Annotated in this window: 15 protein-coding genes and 2 pseudogenes; 9 read left to right on the forward strand and 8 right to left on the reverse strand. The window is 69.4% G+C overall.

All coding sequences use genetic code 11. From position 1 onward, the window contains the following. Positions 1-115: 115 nt before the first annotated feature. From AC57BS_RS01795 to AC57BS_RS01830, 8 genes and pseudogenes are all read left to right on the forward strand, one after another. Positions 116-601 (forward strand): annotated as a pseudogene (locus AC57BS_RS01795) (IS3 family transposase); the annotation flags it as partial. A gap of 568 nt (positions 602-1,169) precedes the next feature. Continuing rightward, positions 1,170-2,984, forward strand: coding sequence for an acyclic terpene utilization AtuA family protein (locus AC57BS_RS01800; protein WP_496409793.1), 1,815 nt, complete (start codon positions 1,170-1,172; stop codon positions 2,982-2,984). After that, entirely contained in the window at positions 2,981-4,561 is a 1,581-nt protein-coding gene (locus tag AC57BS_RS01805) for an acyl-CoA carboxylase subunit beta (RefSeq protein ID WP_496409794.1), read from the forward strand. Before AC57BS_RS01800 ends, AC57BS_RS01805 begins: the two co-directional genes overlap by 4 nt. Then, positions 4,540-6,594: an acetyl-CoA carboxylase biotin carboxylase subunit gene (locus AC57BS_RS01810; protein WP_496409795.1), complete on the forward strand. Its 2,055-nt coding sequence runs from the start codon at positions 4,540-4,542 to the stop codon at positions 6,592-6,594. The genes AC57BS_RS01805 and AC57BS_RS01810 overlap by 22 nt, the downstream gene beginning before the upstream one ends. Further along, entirely contained in the window at positions 6,584-8,182 is a 1,599-nt protein-coding gene (locus AC57BS_RS01815) for a class I adenylate-forming enzyme family protein (protein ID WP_496409796.1), read from the forward strand. Before AC57BS_RS01810 ends, AC57BS_RS01815 begins: the two co-directional genes overlap by 11 nt. Further along, positions 8,175-8,972, forward strand: a complete 798-nt coding sequence (locus AC57BS_RS01820) for an enoyl-CoA hydratase-related protein (RefSeq protein WP_496409797.1) — start codon at positions 8,175-8,177, stop codon at positions 8,970-8,972. Before AC57BS_RS01815 ends, AC57BS_RS01820 begins: the two co-directional genes overlap by 8 nt. After that, positions 8,969-10,138 carry an acyl-CoA dehydrogenase family protein gene (locus AC57BS_RS01825; protein ID WP_496409798.1) on the forward strand — a complete coding sequence of 390 codons (1,170 nt, stop codon included), beginning with the start codon at positions 8,969-8,971 and terminating at the stop codon, positions 10,136-10,138. Before AC57BS_RS01820 ends, AC57BS_RS01825 begins: the two co-directional genes overlap by 4 nt. Continuing rightward, positions 10,135-11,199 carry an MBL fold metallo-hydrolase gene (locus AC57BS_RS01830; RefSeq protein ID WP_496409799.1) on the forward strand — a complete coding sequence of 355 codons (1,065 nt, stop codon included), beginning with the start codon at positions 10,135-10,137 and terminating at the stop codon, positions 11,197-11,199. The genes AC57BS_RS01825 and AC57BS_RS01830 overlap by 4 nt, the downstream gene beginning before the upstream one ends. A gap of 101 nt (positions 11,200-11,300) precedes the next feature. Here AC57BS_RS01830 and AC57BS_RS01835 read toward each other — a convergent pair whose 3' ends face one another. Continuing rightward, positions 11,301-11,507 (reverse strand): hypothetical protein, encoded by a 207-nt coding sequence (locus AC57BS_RS01835; RefSeq protein ID WP_496409800.1) that lies wholly within the window; start codon positions 11,505-11,507, stop codon positions 11,301-11,303. A gap of 121 nt (positions 11,508-11,628) precedes the next feature. Here AC57BS_RS01835 and AC57BS_RS01840 point away from each other — a divergent pair. Further along, a pseudogene (locus AC57BS_RS01840) lies at positions 11,629-11,874 on the forward strand (AMP-binding enzyme); the annotation flags it as partial. Positions 11,875-11,975: 101 nt separating this feature from the next. On the opposite strand, the gene AC57BS_RS01845 reads toward AC57BS_RS01840, so the two are convergent. The 7 genes from AC57BS_RS01845 to AC57BS_RS01875 are packed head-to-tail and all read right to left on the reverse strand — an operon-like array spanning position 11,976 to position 19,021. Beyond that, positions 11,976-12,737, reverse strand: a complete 762-nt coding sequence (locus tag AC57BS_RS01845) for an SDR family NAD(P)-dependent oxidoreductase (protein ID WP_496409801.1) — start codon at positions 12,735-12,737, stop codon at positions 11,976-11,978. 21 nt (positions 12,738-12,758) lie between these two features. Next, positions 12,759-13,385 (reverse strand): TetR/AcrR family transcriptional regulator, encoded by a 627-nt coding sequence (locus tag AC57BS_RS01850; protein ID WP_496409802.1) that lies wholly within the window; start codon positions 13,383-13,385, stop codon positions 12,759-12,761. After that, the gene (locus AC57BS_RS01855) at positions 13,382-14,446 is read right to left on the reverse strand and encodes a CaiB/BaiF CoA transferase family protein (protein ID WP_496409803.1); all 1,065 of its coding nucleotides are present in this window, start codon (positions 14,444-14,446) and stop codon (positions 13,382-13,384) included. The genes AC57BS_RS01850 and AC57BS_RS01855 overlap by 4 nt, the downstream gene beginning before the upstream one ends. Continuing rightward, on the reverse strand, positions 14,446-15,606 hold the full coding sequence (locus AC57BS_RS01860) for an acyl-CoA dehydrogenase family protein (RefSeq protein WP_496409804.1): 1,161 nt from the start codon (positions 15,604-15,606) through the stop codon (positions 14,446-14,448). Before AC57BS_RS01860 ends, AC57BS_RS01855 begins: the two co-directional genes overlap by 1 nt. 11 nt (positions 15,607-15,617) lie before the next feature. Beyond that, positions 15,618-16,697 carry a hypothetical protein gene (locus AC57BS_RS01865; RefSeq protein WP_496409805.1) on the reverse strand — a complete coding sequence of 360 codons (1,080 nt, stop codon included), beginning with the start codon at positions 16,695-16,697 and terminating at the stop codon, positions 15,618-15,620. A gap of 3 nt (positions 16,698-16,700) precedes the next feature. Continuing rightward, on the reverse strand, positions 16,701-17,864 hold the full coding sequence (locus AC57BS_RS01870) for a thiolase family protein (RefSeq protein WP_496409806.1): 1,164 nt from the start codon (positions 17,862-17,864) through the stop codon (positions 16,701-16,703). After that, positions 17,861-19,021 carry a thiolase family protein gene (locus AC57BS_RS01875; protein WP_496409807.1) on the reverse strand — a complete coding sequence of 387 codons (1,161 nt, stop codon included), beginning with the start codon at positions 19,019-19,021 and terminating at the stop codon, positions 17,861-17,863. The genes AC57BS_RS01870 and AC57BS_RS01875 overlap by 4 nt, the downstream gene beginning before the upstream one ends. Positions 19,022-19,025 lie beyond the last annotated feature (4 nt).

Here is a 19,025-nt window from a genome sequence, read left to right on the forward strand (position 1 = left end):
CCCGACATCCTCGCCTGGCTCGCAGCCCTCTGACTATGCCGACCATCCCGCGCCGAACGCCCCACCACCACAGCCCGTCACGACGAACGTCGGCATAGTCCGGAGGTCGGCATAGGACATCACCTACCTGCCGTTGGCCGACGGGACGAACCTGTACCTGGCGACCGTCATCGACTGCTACTCACGTCGGCTCGCCGGCTGGGCGGTCGCCGACCACATGCGCACCGAGCTCGTCGAGGACGCGCTGAAGGCCGCTGCCGCGATCCGCGGCAGCCTCAAGGGCGCGATCTTCCACAGCGACCACGGGTCGGTCTACTGCTCGAAGGACTACGCCAAGCTCTGCAAGAGACTCGGCGTCACCCAGTCGATGGGCGCCGTCGGCTCGTCGGCCGACAACGCGTTGGCGGAGTCGTTCAACGCCACGATGAAGCGCGAGGTCCTCCAAGACGCCGCCTGCTGGAGCGACGAGCCGACCTGTCGCCGGCAGGTCTTCAAGTGGCTCGTCCGCTACAACACCCGGCGCCGTCACACCTGGTGCGGCTACCTGTCCCCGTCCACCTACGAGGCCCGCCGGGCCGCTACGCTGCCAACCGCTGCGTAATCACACCCCGTGTCCAAGATCCGGGGGTAGGGCCCGTGGCAGCTCGGATCGAGACCCATGGCAGGGTTCCTGACCCGTCACCACTTACCCCGGCCGCGTCCCGGCACAGGTCCTGGCTGATCGAACCTGCTCACGGGTTCCGCGGGAACCGTGGCCGGGAAAGAGCTTCTCGGCCACGAATTTCGTTCGGCTACTGCATCTGTCGGTTCGTCGGTACAACCACCAGCACCTTGATCTTGAGCGTTGACACGCATGGCGATCGGTACTAGCCTGCTTTTCCCAACTGCATGGTCGACAACTTACCCAAGGGATGGGGGCGGCGGGGGATGCCGGAAGCGCCGGTGCGGCTGTTACTGCTCGGCCCCTGCGGTCCGACCTGGACATGGGACCCGTTTATTGCGGCGGCGGACCTCATCAGTGGTGCGCCGCAAGATTCGTACTTCCTGGTCCCCCCACGGCGGCGCCGACACGATTCGGTGATTACCACGCGTGTGGCGGCGGCTTGGCAGTGTGCCGGGATCATTCAGGCCTTCGCAGACCCCTCCGGGGCCGGGCGGGAGCCGCTGCGGTGAGCACGCCGCTGCGGGTGGCCAACGTCTCCGGCTTCTACGGCGATCGCATGTCGGCGATGCGCGAAATGCTCGACGGCGGGGACGTCGACGTCCTCACCGGTGACTACCTCGCCGAGCTCACCATGTTGATCCTCGGCCGCCAACGTTCCACCGACCCGGCCGCGGGCTATGCCCGGTCCTTCCTGACCCAGCTGGAGGACTGCCTCGCTGACGCACTCAGCCGCGGGGTGCGGATCGTCAGCAACGCCGGCGGGCTCAACCCGCGGGGCTTGGCCGGCGCGGTCGGTGAGCTCGGCGCGCGGCTGGGGGTCCCGGTCCGGGTCGCCACCGTCAGCGGTGACGACCTGATGCCCCGGCTCGCCCAGCTGGGCTCTGCCGGCCGCCTGCGGGTCGGCGAGCGGCCACCGGCGGACGGCGACCTGGTGCCGGTGAACGGGGAGTTCCCTGACGTACTGACCGCCAACGCCTACCTCGGCTGCTGGGGAGTCGTGCGAGCATTGGAGGCCGGTGCCGACGTCGTCGTCACCGGACGCATCACCGATGCCAGCCTCGTCGTCGGCCCGGCCGCCTGGCACCATGGCTGGAGCGCCGACGACCTTGACGCGCTGGCCGGCGCCACTGTTGCCGGACACGTGCTCGAATGCGGCACGCAGGCGACCGGTGGAAACTTCAGCTTCTTCGCCGAGCTGCTCGATGCTGACCCCGGCTGCCTGGACCACATTGGTTTCCCACTCGCCGAGATCGCCGCGGACGGCACGGCGGTCATCTGCAAGCACCCCGGCACCGGCGGAGCGGTGACCGTCGAGACGGTCACCGAGCAGCTGCTCTACGAACTCACCGGCAGCCGCTACGGTGGACCTGACGTCGTCACCCGGTTCGACGGCCTGCGGTTGCGCCAGGTCGCGCGCGACCGCGTCGAGGTCACCGGGGCACGCGGCCTGCGGCCAGGAGAGTGGCTGAAGGTGGCGACGAACCGTCTCGGTGGCTTCCGCAACGCCATGACCCTGCCGCTGGCCGGGCTGGACGTCGACCGCAAGGCCGATCTGCTGCGTCGACAGTTGGCGCCCGTGCTGGCGGAGGTGGCCGAGGCGCGGGTGACCCTGGCGCGCACGGACTCCCCGGACGCCGAGGCCGAGGAAGAGGCCAGCGCCGTGCTGCAGGTAACCGTGAAGGACCCCGACCGCAACAAGGTGGGCAAGGAGTTCACCGTGCCCGTGATCGAGTTGGCCCTGGCCACCGTCCCAGGCTTCTTCGCCGCGGGCGCCCCGCCCAGCCCGTCGGCCTACGGCGTCTACGCGCCCGCATGGGTGCGGGTCGATGACGTCGCTCACGTGGTCGGCCTGCCTGACGGCGGCACGGAGAGGGTCCCTTCGACGCGGCCGCAGCCGCGCAGGACGCCGGAGGGTGAGTCGCCGGGGCCTGTGGAGCCGGCGGGCCACAGCGGTGGCCCGGAGGCCGCTGGACCCACGCGGCGCGTCCCGCTGGGGTGCGTCGTCGGCGCCCGCAGTGGCGACAAGGGCGGTGCCGCGACCCTCGGCGTCTACGCCCGCAGCGACGAGGGCTACGCCTGGCTGTCGAGTTTCCTCACCGCTGAGCGGCTGCGTGAGCTGCTGCCCGAGGCCTCCGGCCTGCCGGTGACCCGTGAACGGCTGCCCGGGTTCCGCGCGCTGATCTTCCAGCTGCCTGGCCTGCTCGGCGAGGGCGTGGCCGCCAGCACTCGGTTCGATCCCCAGGCCAAGGCCGTGGGGGAGTGGCTACGTTCTCGCTTGGTCGATGTCCCGATGTCCCTGCTACCGGAAGCAAGAACGTGACCATCCTCGCCGACCGCGCCTCGGAGAACCGTACCGCGCTCCTCGATCGCCTCGCCGAACTGGGCGAGCTGCGCGCACAGGCCAACCTGGGGGGCGGCGAGAGTGCCGTGGCCCGCCACCGGGCCCGTGGCAAGCTCACCGTCCGCGAACGCATCGAGCTGCTGCTGGACCGGGACAGCCCGTTCCTCGAGCTGTCGCCGTACGCGGCGTGGGGCACCGACTTCCCCGTGGGGGCGAGCGTCGTGACCGGCATCGGTGTCGTCGAAGGCGTCGAAGTGATGATCTCGGCAAACGACGCGACGGTGCGGGGAGGAACGAGCAACCCCTACACCTTCCGCAAGACCCAGCGCGCGCACGAGATCGCCGAGACCAACCGGCTGCCGTTCATCAGCCTGGTCGAGTCCGGGGGGGCGGACCTGCCCACCCAGTCGGAGATCTTCATCCCCGGCGGGCGCGCGTTCCGCAACCTGACCCGACTGTCCTCGCAGGGCATTCCTACCGTCGCCCTGGTCTTCGGCAACAGCACCGCCGGCGGCGCCTACGTGCCCGGCATGAGCGACCATGTCGTGATGATCGAGGGCCGCAGCAAGGTGTTCCTCGCCGGGCCGCCGCTGGTGAAGATGGCCACCGGGGAGGAGGCCGAGGACGAGTCCCTCGGCGGAGCGTCGATGCACGCCCGCACCTCCGGCAGTGCCGACCGCCTGGCCGTCGACGAGCTCGACGCGATCCGGCTCGGGCGGCAGATCGTACGCAGTCTCAACTGGCGCAAGGCCGGGCCCGGCCCGTCCCAGCCGGCCGACCCACCGATGTGCGACCCGGAGGAGCTGCTCGACCTCGCCCCCGCGGACCTGCGCCAGCCTCTGGACCCCCGCGACGTGTTGGCCCGGATGGTCGATGGCAGCCGCTTCGACGAGCATAAGCCGCTCTACGGCACGTCGTTGGTCACCGGGTGGGCAAGCATCCACGGCTATCCGATCGGCGTGCTGGCCAACGCCCGTGGCGTGTTGTTCCGGGAGGACGCGCAGAAGGCCGCGCAGTTCATCCAGCTGGCCAACCAGGTTGACACTCCGCTGCTGTTCCTGCAGAACACGACCGGCTACATGGTCGGCACCGAGTACGAGCAGAACGGCATCATCAAGGCCGGCTCGCAGATGATCAACGCTGTCTCCAACAGCACGGTGCCGCACCTGACGATGAACATCGGCGCCTCGTACGGCGCCGGGAACTACGGCATGTGCGGGCGGTCCTACGATCCTCGTTTCCTGTTCGCCTGGCCCAATGCCAAGAGCGCGGTGATGGGGGCGGCGCAGCTGGCAGGGGTGCTCGATATCGTCGGGAGAGCCAGCGCGCAGGCCCGTGGCCGCGACTACGACGAGGAGGCCGCGGCTGCGATGCGGGCCGCGGTGGAGCAGCAGATCGAGGCCGAGTCGGTAGCGCTCTTCCTCTCCGGCCGGGTCTACGACGACGGGATCATCGACCCGCGCGACACCCGCACGGTCCTCGGGCTGGCGCTGTCGGTGATTCACAACGCACCTGTCAGTGGACTGCACGACGGATGGGGGGTGTTCCGCCTGTGACCGACCAACGCACACTGAGAAGCGTCCTGGTGGCCAACCGCGGCGAGATCGCCCGCCGAGTGTTCGCCACCGCCCGGGCCATGGGGCTGCGCACTGTCGCGGTGTACTCCGACGCCGACGCCGACGCCCCCTACGTCGCCGACGCCGACGTAGCCGTCCGGCTACCGGGCAACACCCCGTCCGAGACCTATCTGGATGCCGACCTGGTGGTGGCCGCGGCGGTGAGAGCCGGCGCGGACTGCGTCCACCCGGGCTACGGGTTCCTGTCCGAGAACGCAGATTTCGCCCGGGCGGTGCAGGCGGCGGGACTGGTCTTCGTGGGCCCCAGCGTCGAGGCCATCGACGCCATGGGCAGCAAGCTTGCCGCCAAGGAGCTCATGCAGCGGGCCGGGGTGCCGACCCTGCCCAGCGTGGACGCCACCGGCCTCGTGGGGGTGGAGCTGGAGAAGGCAGCTGCCGACATCGGCTACCCGCTCCTGGTCAAGGCATCCTTCGGTGGCGGCGGTCGCGGCATGCGGGAGGTACGCGACCCGAGCGACCTCGCGGATGCTGTCGCGGGTGCCGGCCGTGAGGCAGCGTCCGCGTTCGGTAACGGCACCGTGTTCCTGGAGCGCCTGGTCGAACGGCCGCGGCACGTCGAGGTTCAGATCTTCGGCGACAGCCACGGGCACACGGTGGCGCTCTTCGAGCGCGAGTGCTCCATCCAGCGCCGCCACCAGAAGGTGGTCGAGGAGGCACCGTCCCCCGCGGTCGACCCGGACCTGCGTGAGCGGCTGCAGAAGGCGGCCGTCGCCGCCGCGCGCGCCATCGACTACGTCGGTGCGGGCACGGTCGAGTTCCTGCTCGACGACGGGGGCGACTTCTTTTTCCTCGAGGTCAACACCCGTCTGCAGGTGGAGCACCCCGTTACCGAGGCCGTCACCGGGCTGGACCTGGTTCGGTTGCAGTTCGACGTCGCGGCGGGCCGCCCGCTGCCCGCGGAGGCACTGACGCCCACCTTGACCGGCTGCGCGATCGAGGTACGGCTCTACGCCGAGGACCCGTCCCGCAACTGGCTGCCCCAGTCGGGGCGGCTCGAGGATTTCCACGTCCCCGCCGATACCGAGTTCCGGCTGCCGACCGGACCGGGAGTTCGGCTGGACAGCGGCGTCGCTTCGGGCGTCGAGGTCGGGGTGCACTACGACCCGATGCTCGCCAAGTTGATCGCCTGGGCGCCGGACCGGACCTCGGCAGCGCTGGCGTTGGCGGGCGCACTCCAACGCGCACGGCTTCACGGACTGACGACCAACCGTGACCTCCTCGTCCGCGTCCTGCGCAGCGAGGCGTTCCTCGCTGGCGAGACCGACACCGGGTTTCTGGATCGGCACGGCCTCGACGTGCTCGCCGCACCGCTGGTCGATGACGAGGGACGTCGCCGGCATGCCGTCGTGGCGGCGCTGGCCGGCGCCGTTCTACGGCGAAGTGCCGCGCCGGCGCTCGCAGGCCTGCCATCGGGCTGGCGCAACAACCCGACAGCGCCGCACACGACGGTCTTCGACGCCGGCACGGTGCGCTACAGCTTTGACCGGAGCGGGATCACCGCCGACCTGGATGCGGCGTCGGTGCCGCTGACGGTGCTCGGCACCGACGTCCTGCGGCCGGGCCGGGTCAGACTGGAGGTCGAGGCCGACGGGCTGCGCGCCACGTACGAGGTGCACGTCGAGGGTGACCGTTCGTTCGTCGACGGACCGGACGGCTCGACGACGCTGGTCGAGCAGCCGCGTTTCCCCGAACCCACGGCGAAGGTGGCTCCCGGGTCGCTCACCGCTGCGATGCCGGGCACAGTAAGCCGGGTGGCCGTGACCGAGGGCGAGCGAATCAACGCCGGGCAGCTGGTGCTGGTCCTGGAGGCCATGAAGATGGAGCACCCCGTGGTGGCGCCCGTCGCCGGAGTGGTGCAGGCCCTGCACGTTCACGTCGGCGCGCAGGTAGAGACAGGCGCGACGCTCGCCGTCGTCGCCGACACCGAGGAAGGGAACAGCGATGCGTCCTGATCTGTCTGGGGTCGATCCCCTCGCGTTCAACCTGGCGACCAGACTGTCGGTGGGCGACATGCTCACGCGCTCGGCATTCCAGTTCCCCGACCGCACCGCCATCGTGCAGGACGGCGAGGAGATCACCTATGCACGTCTCGATGCCGCCGCCGAGGCCTTCGGGCGGGGCATGCTCGAGACCGGCCTCGAGCGCCAGGAGCCCGTGGCCTTCCTTCTGGGCAACTCGTGGCGGTTCGTTGCCACGTTCTTCGGGTGTGCCAAGTCCGCACTCGTCGCCCTGCCCGTCAATCTGATGCTGCCGCCGGACGAGGTGGCGTGGATCCTGGCCGACGCAGGAGTGCGTGCTGTGGTCGCCGACCCAGCATTCGTTCCGCTCCTCGAACAGATACTCCCCGATCTGCCGCAGGTCACCACCGTGGTCGTCACCGGGGACACGTCGGACTCGGTGGCCGGGCGCACCGTGTTGCGCTGGGACGATGTGGCCGCGGACCCGACCCCGTTGCAGGTGGTGGTCGAGGACCGCGACACCTTGCACTGCCTCTACACCTCGGGCACGACGGCCCGTCCCAAGGGCGTACTGACCAGCCACCTCGCCGTTCACGTGGCGGCACTCAGCAGCGCGCTGCAGGTGGGGCACCGGCACGGGCACGAGTTCTCCGTGGCCCCGATCGTGCTGCCGCTGTTCCACACCACGGCACTGGACACGCTGCTGCTGCCTGTGCTGCTCACCGGCGGCACCGCGATCCTGCCCCCTGGCTTTCAGCCTGAGGCCTACCTGGACATCGTGGAGGGCAGCCGGGCCACGCACCTGCTGCTGCTGCCCATGATGTGGGCCGCGGTGCTGGCCACACCGAGGCTCGACGAGCGAGACCTGTCCTCGGTGCGGCTGTGCATGTACGCCATGGCTCCGATGCCGCAGGAGCGGATCGGTCAGATAGCCGCCGCCTTCCCCAAAGCCGACGTACTGCTCGGCTCGGGGCAGACGGAGTGCGTGCCGGCCACGGTGCTTCAGTGGCCGGCGCACCAGGACACCAAGAGCTCCTCGTGGGGTCCCTCGGTCGTGACCGTCGACACCCGGATGATGGGACCGGGTGGGGACCTGCTGCCTCGGGGAGAGACCGGGGAGATCGTCTACCGCGGTCCACACGTGATGAGCGGCTACTGGAACAACCCCGAAGCGAACACCGCTGCCTTCGCCCACGCCTGGTTCCACAGCGGCGACATCGGGCACCTCGACGAGGAGGGGGTGGTCTGGTTCTCCGACCGGCTCAAGGACATCGTGAAGACCGGCGGGGAGAACGTCTCCTCCGTCGAGGTGGAGCGGGTGCTGCTCAGCTCCCCGGAGATCACCGAGGTCGCAGTCATCGGCGTACCCGACGACAGATGGGGCGAGGCCGTGACAGCGGTCGTCGTCGCCGTCGACCCCGCCGTCGACCCGAGCGCTCTCTCAAATCGGTTGACAGCGTTGTGCCGCAAGCAACTGGCGGGCTTCCAGGTCCCGAAGCGCATCGAGGTCCTGACCGGCTTGCCCAAGACGGCGACCGGCAAGATCCAGAAGCACGAGCTGAGGGAGCGTTTCCGTGGCTGATGAGGAGCTGGTCCGTGTCCGCCACCACGGGCCGGTCGCGGAGGTGACCATGGACTCCCCGCACAATCGCAACGCTCTGTCACGCGCCCTGGTCGAACAGCTGCACGCGGCCTTGGCGCTCGTCACCGTCGACGAACGGACGCGAGTGGTCGTGCTGACGGCAACCGGCACCGTGTTCTGCTCCGGTGCCGACCTCAAGGAGCAGCGGACGGGCGCGGCGCCATCGGCGGTCGGCCTGCCGGACATCCTGACGCTGATCTACGAGGGCCCCGCGCCTGTCGTCGCGCGGGTCAACGGAGCTGCGCGCGCGGGCGGGATGGGCCTGATCGCGGCGTGTGACCTCACGGTCGGACTGGCCGGCGCGACGTTCATGTTCAGCGAGGTCCGCATCGGCGTCGCCCCGGCCGTCATCGCCGTAGCCTGCCTGCGCCGGATGGACCGCCGCGCCGCCCGAGAGCTGTTCCTGACCGGAGAGAACTTCGACGGGCTGCGTGCCCGCGACGTCGGCCTCCTGGATCGCGCGGTCCACGACGACGAGCTGGACCTGACGGTCGACACGCTGGCCGGGCAGCTGAGCAAGGGTGCCCCCCAGGCACTGGCCATCACCGAGCAGTTGCTGCGAGACCTCCCCGGCCCGGACCTGCAGGAGGACTTCCGGCGGATGGCTGCGCTCTCCGCCGAGAGGTTCGCGTCGGACGAGGCGAGGGAGGGCATCGCCGCACGGTTGGACAAGCGCCCGCCGGCTTGGCTCACTGCGGCGGACGCACCGAGCGGAGGAGGACGACTGTGACGCAGGCCGATATCACCAGACCCACCGGCGACCCGTGGCGCACACCCGAGAGGGTGGCACTGCGACGGCTGGCGCGCGACTTCGTCGCCCGGGAGATCGCACCGCACATGGACGAGTGGGAACAGTCCGGCGAGCTGCCGCGCGATCTGCACCGTAAGACCGCCGACGTCGGTCTCCTCGGCGTCGGGTTCGCCGAGGAGGTCGGCGGCAGCGGCGGCGACGCAATCGACTCCGCGATCATCACCGAGGAGATCCTGAACGGCGGCGGATCCACCGGTGTGTGTGCCTCGCTGTTCACCCAGGGCATCGCGCTTCCGCACATCGCCGCCAACGGCGGCCCCGAGTTGGTCGAGCGCTATGTCCGCCCCACGCTTGCCGGGGAGCTGATCGGATCGCTGGCGGTGTCCGAGCCGGGCGGGGGTTCCGACGTCGCCAACATCCGCACCCGGGCGGTCCTCGACGCAGACGAGTACGTCGTCAACGGTGCGAAGACCTTCATCACCAGCGGCGTCCGCGCCGACTTCGTCACCGCCGCGGTGCGCACCGGCGGACCCAGCCACTCCGGGGTCTCCCTGCTGGTCATCGACAAGGCCACGCCCGGGTTCACCGTGTCCCGCCGGCTGGACAAGATGGGCTGGCGCTGCAGCGACACCGCCGAACTGTCCTTCGCGGACGTCCGGGTCCCGGCCGCGAACCTCGTGGGCGCGGAGAACTCCGGCTTCGTGCAGATCATGCAACAGTTCCAGAACGAGCGGATCGGCCTCGCCGTCCAGGCCTACGCCACCGCGGCCCGAGCCTTGGATCTGGCGGTCGGGTGGGCGCGCGACCGGGAGACGTTCGGGCGGCCGCTGTCCTCGCGCCAGGTCATCCGGCACAAGCTCGCCGAGATGGCCCGCCAGGTCGACGTCGCGCGGTGCTACACCCGGGCGGTCGCGCAGCGGTACCTCGCCGGCGAGGATGTCGTCACCGAGGTGTCGATGGCGAAGAACACGGCCGTCTACGCGTGCGACTTCGTGGTGAACGAGGCCGTGCAGATCTTCGGCGGCATGGGCTACATGCGCGAGTCCGAGGTCGAGCGGCACTACCGGGACGCGCGGATCCTGGGCATCGGCGGTGGGACGAACGAGATCATGAACGAAGTCATCAGCAAGAGGATCGGTCTGTGAACGCCGAGACGGCCCGCCCGTTTCGGGTCACCGGCACCGAGCAGAAGCGGGCGTGGGCGGAGAAGCTACTGCCCCCGGTGGAACAGGTGCAGCCCGGGCTGTGGTCGATCCCCGTCCCCATTCCAGACAACCCGCTGCGCTACGTCCTGGTCTACTCACTCGAGTTGGACGACGGGCTGGCGCTCATCGACGCCGGGTGGGACACCGATGAGGCGTGGCAGGCCTTGACTGACGGGTTGGCGACGGCCGGGCACGCCATCGGCGACGTCCGCGGCGTGATGGTGACGCACATCCATCCCGACCACTACGGCCTGGCTGGGCGGATCCGCGAGGCATCGGGTGCCTGGGTGGGACTCCACCCCGACGACGCGGCCCTGCTTCCCGCCCGGTACGGGGCGGGGATGACCGACCTGCTCGACGACATGGCCAGGCTGTTGCGGAAGTGCGGGATACCCGACGACGAGTTGCAGACCCTGTCGCGCGCTTCTCTGCCGATCGCGGCCTACGTCCGCCAGACCGAGCCCGACCGCCTCATCCGAGACGGCGACCGGCTGCCGTTGCCCGGCTGGGATCTGCGAGCTGTCCACACGCCCGGCCACTCGCCCGGCCACCTGTGCTTCCACGAGCACCAGCGTCGCGTCCTCTTCTCCGGGGACCACGTCCTTCCTCGCATCACGCCCAACATCGGGGTGCACGCGCAGTCGAGCGGCAACCCGCTTGCCGACTTCGTCGACTCCCTGGCACGCGTCGGCGGACTGGACCACGAGTTGGACGAGGTGCTGCCCGCGCACGAGTACCGCTTCGCCGGCCTCGCGGCGCGCGTGTCGGCGCTGCTGGGCCACCACGACGCACGGCTGGAGGAGATTCACGCCGCCCTCACCACGGCACCGACGACCTGGGAGCTCACCGCGTCGCTGACCTGGTCGCGCCCCTGGCCAGAGATCTCCGGGTTCATGCGCCGAGCGGCCATCGCGGAGACCCTGGCGCACCTGGTCCTGCTGGAGAGCAGGGGACGGGTGGCGCGGAGTCGCGAGACTCCGTGGCGCTGGGAGCAGCGCTGACTGGGCACTGTGCGCCGCTTACTCGTGGAGCGCCTCGGTGGCCGCCGTGCCCGCTCGGTCTCCGCCTGGCCAGGCTCGCGGCGCCAGGCCGGTCGCCCGGCTCACAACCGAGTAAGGACGTCGACGACCCCCGCCTCGTCCAACCCCTCGACCGGGTCCTGCCACAGGTGGGCGTAGGACTCCACCATGGCGCGCCGGAGGAAGGACTCGCGGATCTCCAGTCGCAGCCCACGAAAGTCCCTCCCGGGCATCCGTAACATCGCGTCCGGCGTCTGGACCGGGTCGAACGCGGGCAGCAGGACGTACACGACGTTCCACGGTGGTTGTCGTGGGTCAGCATCGCTCCCTTGGATCGTTCTGCGGCTCCGGAGGTGTACATCAAGCAGGACAGGTCGCGCCGATCCACCTTCTGGGAGTCCAGCACGCAGGATCCGGGAGGCCGGGTCACGGCCCGCAGAAGGGACCGGTTCGCGGCCTCGATGCGGGCGCACGCCTCGCCCGCCGGAAGAAGGGGGCCTCCTTGGAGTCGAACGAGGCGAGACGCCAGTGGCCACGGTGAAGCTCCAGGAGGGCGCCGAGGCGACTGCCGAGGAGCTCATCGCGTACACCCGGGACCGGCTCGCCCACGTCAAGTGCCCCACCCGCATCGAGTTCGTGGCGGAGTTGCCCCGCACCGTCACTGGCAAGGTGCTCAAGACGGTGCTCCTCAGCAGTACGGCGGAGGAGAGCAAGCAGTGGGCCGCTGAGCCCTTCCGGCGTTTAGGGGGTGGTCTGCCTCACCAGGTCGCTGAGAGGCCGCCGTCGACTACGACGGTCTGTCCGGTCATGAACGCCGATCCGGGGCCGGACAGGAAGACCGCGGCGGCGGCCATGTCGGCGGGCACCCCCCAGCGCCGGACTGGGGTACGCCGCACGACGCGCTGCTGGAACCGCTCGTCGGAGTGCAGGTCGCTGACGAGGTCGGTCTCCACCCATCCCGGGCACAGGGTGTTGACCGTGACCCCCCGGCGGCCGAGCTCAGCGGCCAATGAGCGGGTCATGGCGATCATTCCACCCTTGCTGGCCGCATAGGCACTGGAGTGGGTGTCGCCTACCAGGCCTATGACGCTGGCCACGTTCACCACCCGACCCCAGCCACGCTCGGCCATCGTCGGAGCCAGTTCGCGCGTGAGCGCGAAGGCAGCGGTGAGGTTGGTCTGGATCGTGCGGGCCCAGCTCTCGTCGTCCACGTCACTGAGTGCCTGGTTCCAGGATCCGCCCGCGTTGTTGATGAGGATGTCGACCGCGTCGGCAGAGCCCAGGGCTTCGCGCGCGAGGCTCCTCGGCCCGTCGGGGTCCTGCAGATCGGCGGTGAAAACGACGGGGTCGTGTTGGAGGGTCGAGGCCACCTGGTCGAGGCGTTGCCGGTCGCGGCCGGCAAGGATCACCCGGGCGCCGGCGGCATCGAGCGCCTGGGCCATCGCCTCGCCGATCCCACGCGTTGCTCCGGTGACGAGGGCGGTGCGGCCAGCGAGGCCAAACAACTGGTCGAGGGTCATAGAGGAGGGCCTTTCGCGCTGCTATCGGAATATGTCGAGGATGCTTTCGGTGACGAGAGACAGAGCCTTCTTGTCCTCGGCCGGCGACCGCGAACGGAACCAGATCGGGACGAAGTTGATCGAGCCGTGCAAGCAATGCAGGGCGACGCGCGGATCGCGCGGATGCAGTTGACCCGACGCCACGCCCTTCTCGACGACCGTGACGAAGACGTCTTCGTGGAGGCTGCGCCAGTGGCGATGCTTCTCGCGCATCGACTCCGGCCAATCCTGGTGCTGCAGGAACAGGCGCGCCATGTTGGGGTCGTCGTGCACGACGATCTCAAGCTGCTCGAGGATGAGGTCGCGCAACGCGTCCAGAGGTGTCGGCGCCGCGTCGGCGACGGCCGCGAGACGAGCGATGGTCTTCTCCGCGACCGCCTGGAAGCAGGCGCTGAAGAGATCGTCCTTGCTGTCGAAGTAGTGGTACAGCGATGCCTTGGTGAGATCGACCCGGTCGGCGACCATTTCCAGGGAGGTGTTGTGGTAGCCGTGTTCGGCCACCACTTGGGCGGCGACATTCAAGATCGCATCGATGCGCTGGCTTCGCTTGCGGGCGACTCGGCTCAGGGGCTGCTGTTCGTCATCGGGCTTGGTTGCCGGACCGCTCATGTTGTCGCTCCTGTGGTGGACGAGTCTCTCTCGAGGGACGCAGCGGCGGTGGCAGTTGTGAAACGCACGGGGTGAGCGTATCTGGCTCCGAATCCGCTGTTGCGGATGAGTCCTCGATGCTGAAAGGGAGCGCTGTCGAGCACGTCCTCCGGGCGGAGCACCATGGCAGCGGGCACGTCGACGCGCGTCGTTCGGGCGATGACGTCTGCGGCTGGAAGGCCGGCGAAGAGCGTCTCCAACCGGAGTCGCAGGCGCTGGTGGTCTTGTTGGCGTCCTTCGAAGGTGGAGCTGCGTTCGTCGGCGAGGCCGAACTCGTCACAGAACCGCTCCCAGAAGTGCTGCTCGTGCACGATCCCGAGCGCGATGCGGTGCCCGTCGGCGGTGTCGAAGACGCCGTAGTGCGGCGTGGAACCGAACAGGTCCACCTCCCCAGCCGCGCGGGACAGGGCCACGGGGAAGGTCCAGGAGGCCATCACGTCGGCCATACTCACGTCGAGGTGGGCGCCCTCGCCACTGGTGGCGCGACCGACCAGCGCGGCGCTGATCGTCGTGGCCGCCATCAGCCCGGAGGCCAGGTCGGCGATGGGGAGCGGTGGCACGCTTGAGGAGGAGGGTCCGTCCTGGGCGAGCGTGCCGGCGTCGGCATGGTAGGTGAGGTCATGACCGGGCTTGTCGGAACGCTCGCCGACCTGGCCGTATCCAGAGATCGAGCAGTAGATCACTCCTGGGTTCGTCTGCGCCACCGCCTCGTAGCCCAGGCCCAGCCGTGCGAGAACTCCAGGTCGAAAGCCTTCGACCAACACATCGCAGTCACATGCGAGGTCGAGGACGCGGTCAAGACCGGCGTCTGACTTGAGATCCACCTCCTCCACCATCTTGCCGACGTTGACCTCGGTGTAGAGGGAGGGGAAGGCACGTGCCGGGTCACCGCCCGGCGGCTCTATCCGGTGCACGTCGGCACCCATGTCGGCCAGCAGTCGGGTCGCGTACGGTCCCGGCAGTTGCAGGCTGAGGTCGAGGACCCGGATCCCGGTCAGCACCGGCAGCGCTGCCTGCCACATCAGTACGACCTCGGCAGGTGGAGCACCTGCTGCGCAACGTGGTTGAGCACCATCTCGCGGCTCACCGGCGCCGTCTTGTGGAGGCGCACGAAACCCCAGAGGTCCGCCAGGCCGAACTCTGTGGACAGGCCGTGGCCGCCGTGCACCTGGATCGCGCGGTCCAGTGCCTCCCCGGCGGCATCCGCCGCGGCGAACTTCGCGCTGTTGGCGGCGACTCCCGTCTCTCGTGGATCAGTGCCTGCGTCAACCTGCCAGGCCGCCTTCTGGGTCATCAGCCACGCCAGGTCGCGGTGGATCGAGGCCTCCGCGAGCGGGTGCGCCACGCCTTGGTGTGCCCCGATGGGCACGCCCCACACCACCCGCTCCTGCGCATAGCGGGCGGCCTTGTCCAGCGCATAGCGAGCCAGTCCGCAGGCGTGGGCGGCTGTCATGATGCGCTCGGGGTTGAGTCCGACGAAGATCTGCCGCAGCCCCTCGCCCTCCTCGCCCAGCAAGCGGTCGGCGGACAACCGCACCTCCTCGAAGGTGAGGGTGAACTGCTTCTCCGGGGCGTTGACCTGCATCGGGATCGGGTGCATGCTCAGCCCCGCCGCGTCCGTGGGAACGACGAAGAGGCTCAGCCGTCCGCGACCGGAGGCGGTGCGCCCCGTGCGGGCCACGACCAGGATCTCACGGCTCTCGTCCACGCCTGAGATGTAGTGCTTGGTGCCGTTGAGCACCCACTCCTCGCCGTCACGGCTGGCCCGGGTGGCGAGCTGGTGGCTGTTGCTCCCGGCTTCGGGTTCGGTGATCGCGAAGGCCATCTTGGCCGACCCCGAGCACAGGTCGGGCAGCCAACGCTGCTTCTGCTCGGAGGTGCCGTAGGCAGAGATCACCGTGCCGCAGATCGCGGGCGACACGACCAGCAGTAGCAGCGGACAGCCGTGAGCGGCCAGCTCCTCGCCGACGACCGCCAGCTCGCTGATCCCGAGCCCGCCGCCGCCGTACTCCTCGGGAAGGTTCACTCCGATGAACCCCGCCGCTGCGACCTCGTTCCACAGTTCATCACTGTGCGACCCCTCGGCGGCGGTGCGCTGGTAGTAGGCATGACCGTACTTCTCAGCGATGGCGCGCACCGAAGCGCGAATGTCGCGGTGCAGTTCGGATTCGGCGAAGTCCATCATGATCCTCTTTAAGGGGCGTCCGGGGATGCCTGGTTGAACGCGGGCCGCAGCGAGGCGGCGAGGTCCTCCGGGCTACGAGCCATATAGGGCTCGCCCAGTTGCAGGTTCAGCGCGCCGATGTCGTTCGCGTGCAGTGCGGGGGAGAAGGACAGCCGTGGTGTAAGGACCGCGTGCAGCCGCCCGCCGTCGGCGGCATCCAGGGTGGCCGGGAAGAAGGACATGTTGAAGCTCGAGATGCCGGTCTCCCCGAGTGCACTCAGCAGCCGGGCGGTGACCGTGGAGAAGTCCGCCAGGGCCGCGTCGTCAAGGGTGTCGAGCACCTGATGGTCCGAGAAGACGATGCGCACGTCCGACAGCGCCGAGAGTGATACGAAGTCGGTTAGCACCGTTAGGTGCTCGCTGTCGTACACCCATCGCTCGCCCAGGGCACGCTCGGTCTCGACCAGGTCGTCGAAGTAGGGGCGTCCCCAACGCTCGAAGTACTCTCGCTGCGCGCGGATCCGCCTTTTGACGTTCTCTCCCGGCTCGTCGGTGACGATCACCTGCAGATGGGGATGGATCTGGGTCGACGCAGCGGGCGGCATGTAGTTCCAGCTCAGCAACGTGAAAGGGAAGTCATTCCCGGCCTCGCGTACCGCCTTCGCATAGTCGCCGGCAAGACTGATGGCGTTGCGCAGGACGTCAGGGGACCACGCATCGATCGAGACGAAGTGCTGGGCGCAGATCACCGTCACCGCGCTGAAGGCGTCGTAGGGGGACAGGTTCGGGACCAGGGTCGCTTCCCCCCGGCTCAGACGTCCCTCGGCGAAGACATCGGGAGGAAGCTGCGGGGTCACGACCTTCAGGCGCTCGGGACAGAAGGGGCAGATCTCGCGGGTGGTCTCGGCAAGCTCTGCGAAGTCCTCCGGTTGAGGTCTGAATCCCACGAAGTGGGCGAGCCGACCGGTGGTGCCCAGCAACGGGTCACGTCGGATCTCGCTGGTGATCTGAGCAGGCGCCCAGTTCTGGGACGGGTCGAGGTACCGGGTGGTGCGGGGGGAGCGCTCGAACGCGATCCCGTGGGCGCCCGGCCGGGCGGCGTCGCTCACCGCTCACCGTCCCAGGATGTGCACTGTGGCCGCCGCGACGTCGCCGCCCAGCCAACCACCGGCGTTCTCCGTGATCCCGATCCGGGCACCCTCGACCTGGCGCCCACCGGCCCGACCCCTGAGCTGGTCGGCCACCTCGACCACCTGCGCCACGCCGGTGGCACCCACCGGGTGGCCCTTGCAGACCAGGCCTCCGCTGGGATTCGTGGGCAGGTCGCCTCCCACGCTCAGCCGTCCCTTGCGCACCGCGAAGACACCCTCCCCCGGGGCGAGCAGGCCCAGCTCCTCCAGCGCGATGAGCTCGGCAGGCGCGGTGGCGTCGTGCACCTCGGCCAGGTTCACGTCCCCGGGTGAGACCCCCGACTGGTCAAAGGCCAACCGCGCCGCATGGGCGACGGCCGGCTCGGAGTGCCGTCCTCGACCGGAGACCAGACTGGAGGCGAGCAGCCGCACCGCCGTGGCTTCGCGGGCGGGCTCGACGGTGAGGACGAGCGCTGCCGCGCCGTTGCCGATGGGCGAGCACATCGGCAGGGTGAGCGGGTCGTTGATCAGCCTGGCCTCGAGAACCTCCTCGACGGTGATGGGAGCCGTGAACTGGGCGACCGGGTTGTGGGAGGCGTGACGCCTGTTCTTCACGACCAGCGCGGCGAAGTCCTCAGGGCGGCCCTCGTGGTCGCTCATATAGTCACGTGCCAACTGCGCATAGATGTCCATGAACAGCGAGCCGCTGCCTCGGACTTCGGGCGACTCCTCCAACAGCCGCTCTTGGTCCACCGCTGCGGCCAAGGCGATCATCGGGCGTTGCTTGTCCTCGCTGGCCATCTTCTCGGCTCCGACGACCAGCACGGTCCCGGCCCTGCCGGCGCGCAGCGCGGTGTCCGCGAGGTGGAGCGCCGTGGAGCCGCTCGCGCAGGCGTTCTCGCAGTTGACGATGGGCACACCGCTCAGGTCGAACTGGCGCAGCAGCACCTGACCGCGAATCATCTCCTGCCCGGTGAGCAGGCCGCTGGCAGCGTTGCCGACGTAGACGGCGTCGATCTGATCCAGTCCGATAGCCGCGTCCTCGAGGGCGGCACGGACGGCGTGCTCGACCTGGTCGGCGGACCGGGTATCGGGGGAGCGGTCGAAGACGGCGATGCCGGTGCCCGCGACGAAGGTGTCTGTCATCGCTCGGCGCCCCAGCGCTCGATCAGCGTCGCGTTGGCCTGACCGCCACCCTCGCACATGGTCTGCAGCCCGTAGCGACCGCCACGTTCGTCGAGCACCGACATCAGGCTGACCATCAGGCGGGCGCCCGAACCGCCGAGGGGATGGCCCAGGGCCATCGCCCCGCCATGCACGTTGACATGCTCGTCGTACCACTGTTCGGAGATGTCCAGTTCGTCCCGCCAAGCCAGCACCACGCTCGCGAACGCCTCGTTGATCTCGACCGCGTCGAGGTCGTCCACCACGAGGCCGGCTCGGTCGAGAGCCTTGCGGGTGGCCGGGGCCGGAGCCGTCAGCATCATCACCGGGTCGTCACCGGCCAGCGCCATCGAGACCATCCGCGCACGTGGGGTCAGGCCCAGCTCGCGCGCCCGCTCGCCACTCATCAGCAGCAGCGCGGCAGCGCCGTCGGTGATCTGGGAGGAGGTCGCCGCGGTGATCACGCCGTCTTCTCTGAAGACCGGCTTCAGCGAGGCGATCCTGGCAAGGTCGGGTTCACGGATCCCCTCGTCTTGGTCCATCAGTGTCTCGCCCACCTGGACGGGAGCGATCTCGCGCGCGAAGACTCCTGCCTCCCGTGCCGCGATGGCGGTGCGGTGGGAACGCACAGCCAGCGTGTCCAGCTCTGAGCGGGAGAACCCCCACTTCTCCGCGATCCGCTCGGCCGACTCGCCCTGCGAGACCAAGGAATGCGCTGCCAGCAGCTGTTCGCTGTATGGAGAGCCCTGGAAGGTGGCAGCGGAGCCGATCGGAATCCGGCTCATCGACTCCACGCCACACGCGACGGCAACGTCGTAGCTGCCGGAGGCGATCCCTTGGGCGGCGAAGTGCAGCGCCTGCTGGCTCGAGCCACACTGGCGATCGACGGTGACCGCCGGCACCGATACGGGAAGCCCCGCCGCCAGCCACGCGTTGCGAGTGACGTTGGTGGACTGTTCGCCGACCTGCCCAACGCAGCCGCCGATCACGTCGTCGACTGTCGCCGCGTCGATCCCCGTGCGGTCGACGAGCGCGCCGAGCACATGGGCCAACAGGTCCACCGCATGCACTCCGGCCAAACCGCCTCCCCGCCTGCCCATCGGGCTGCGGACACCATCGACAATCACGACCTCGTTCACAGGG

Source organism: Nocardioides sp. BGA-UO-ETr-FS32, assembly GCF_059567905.1.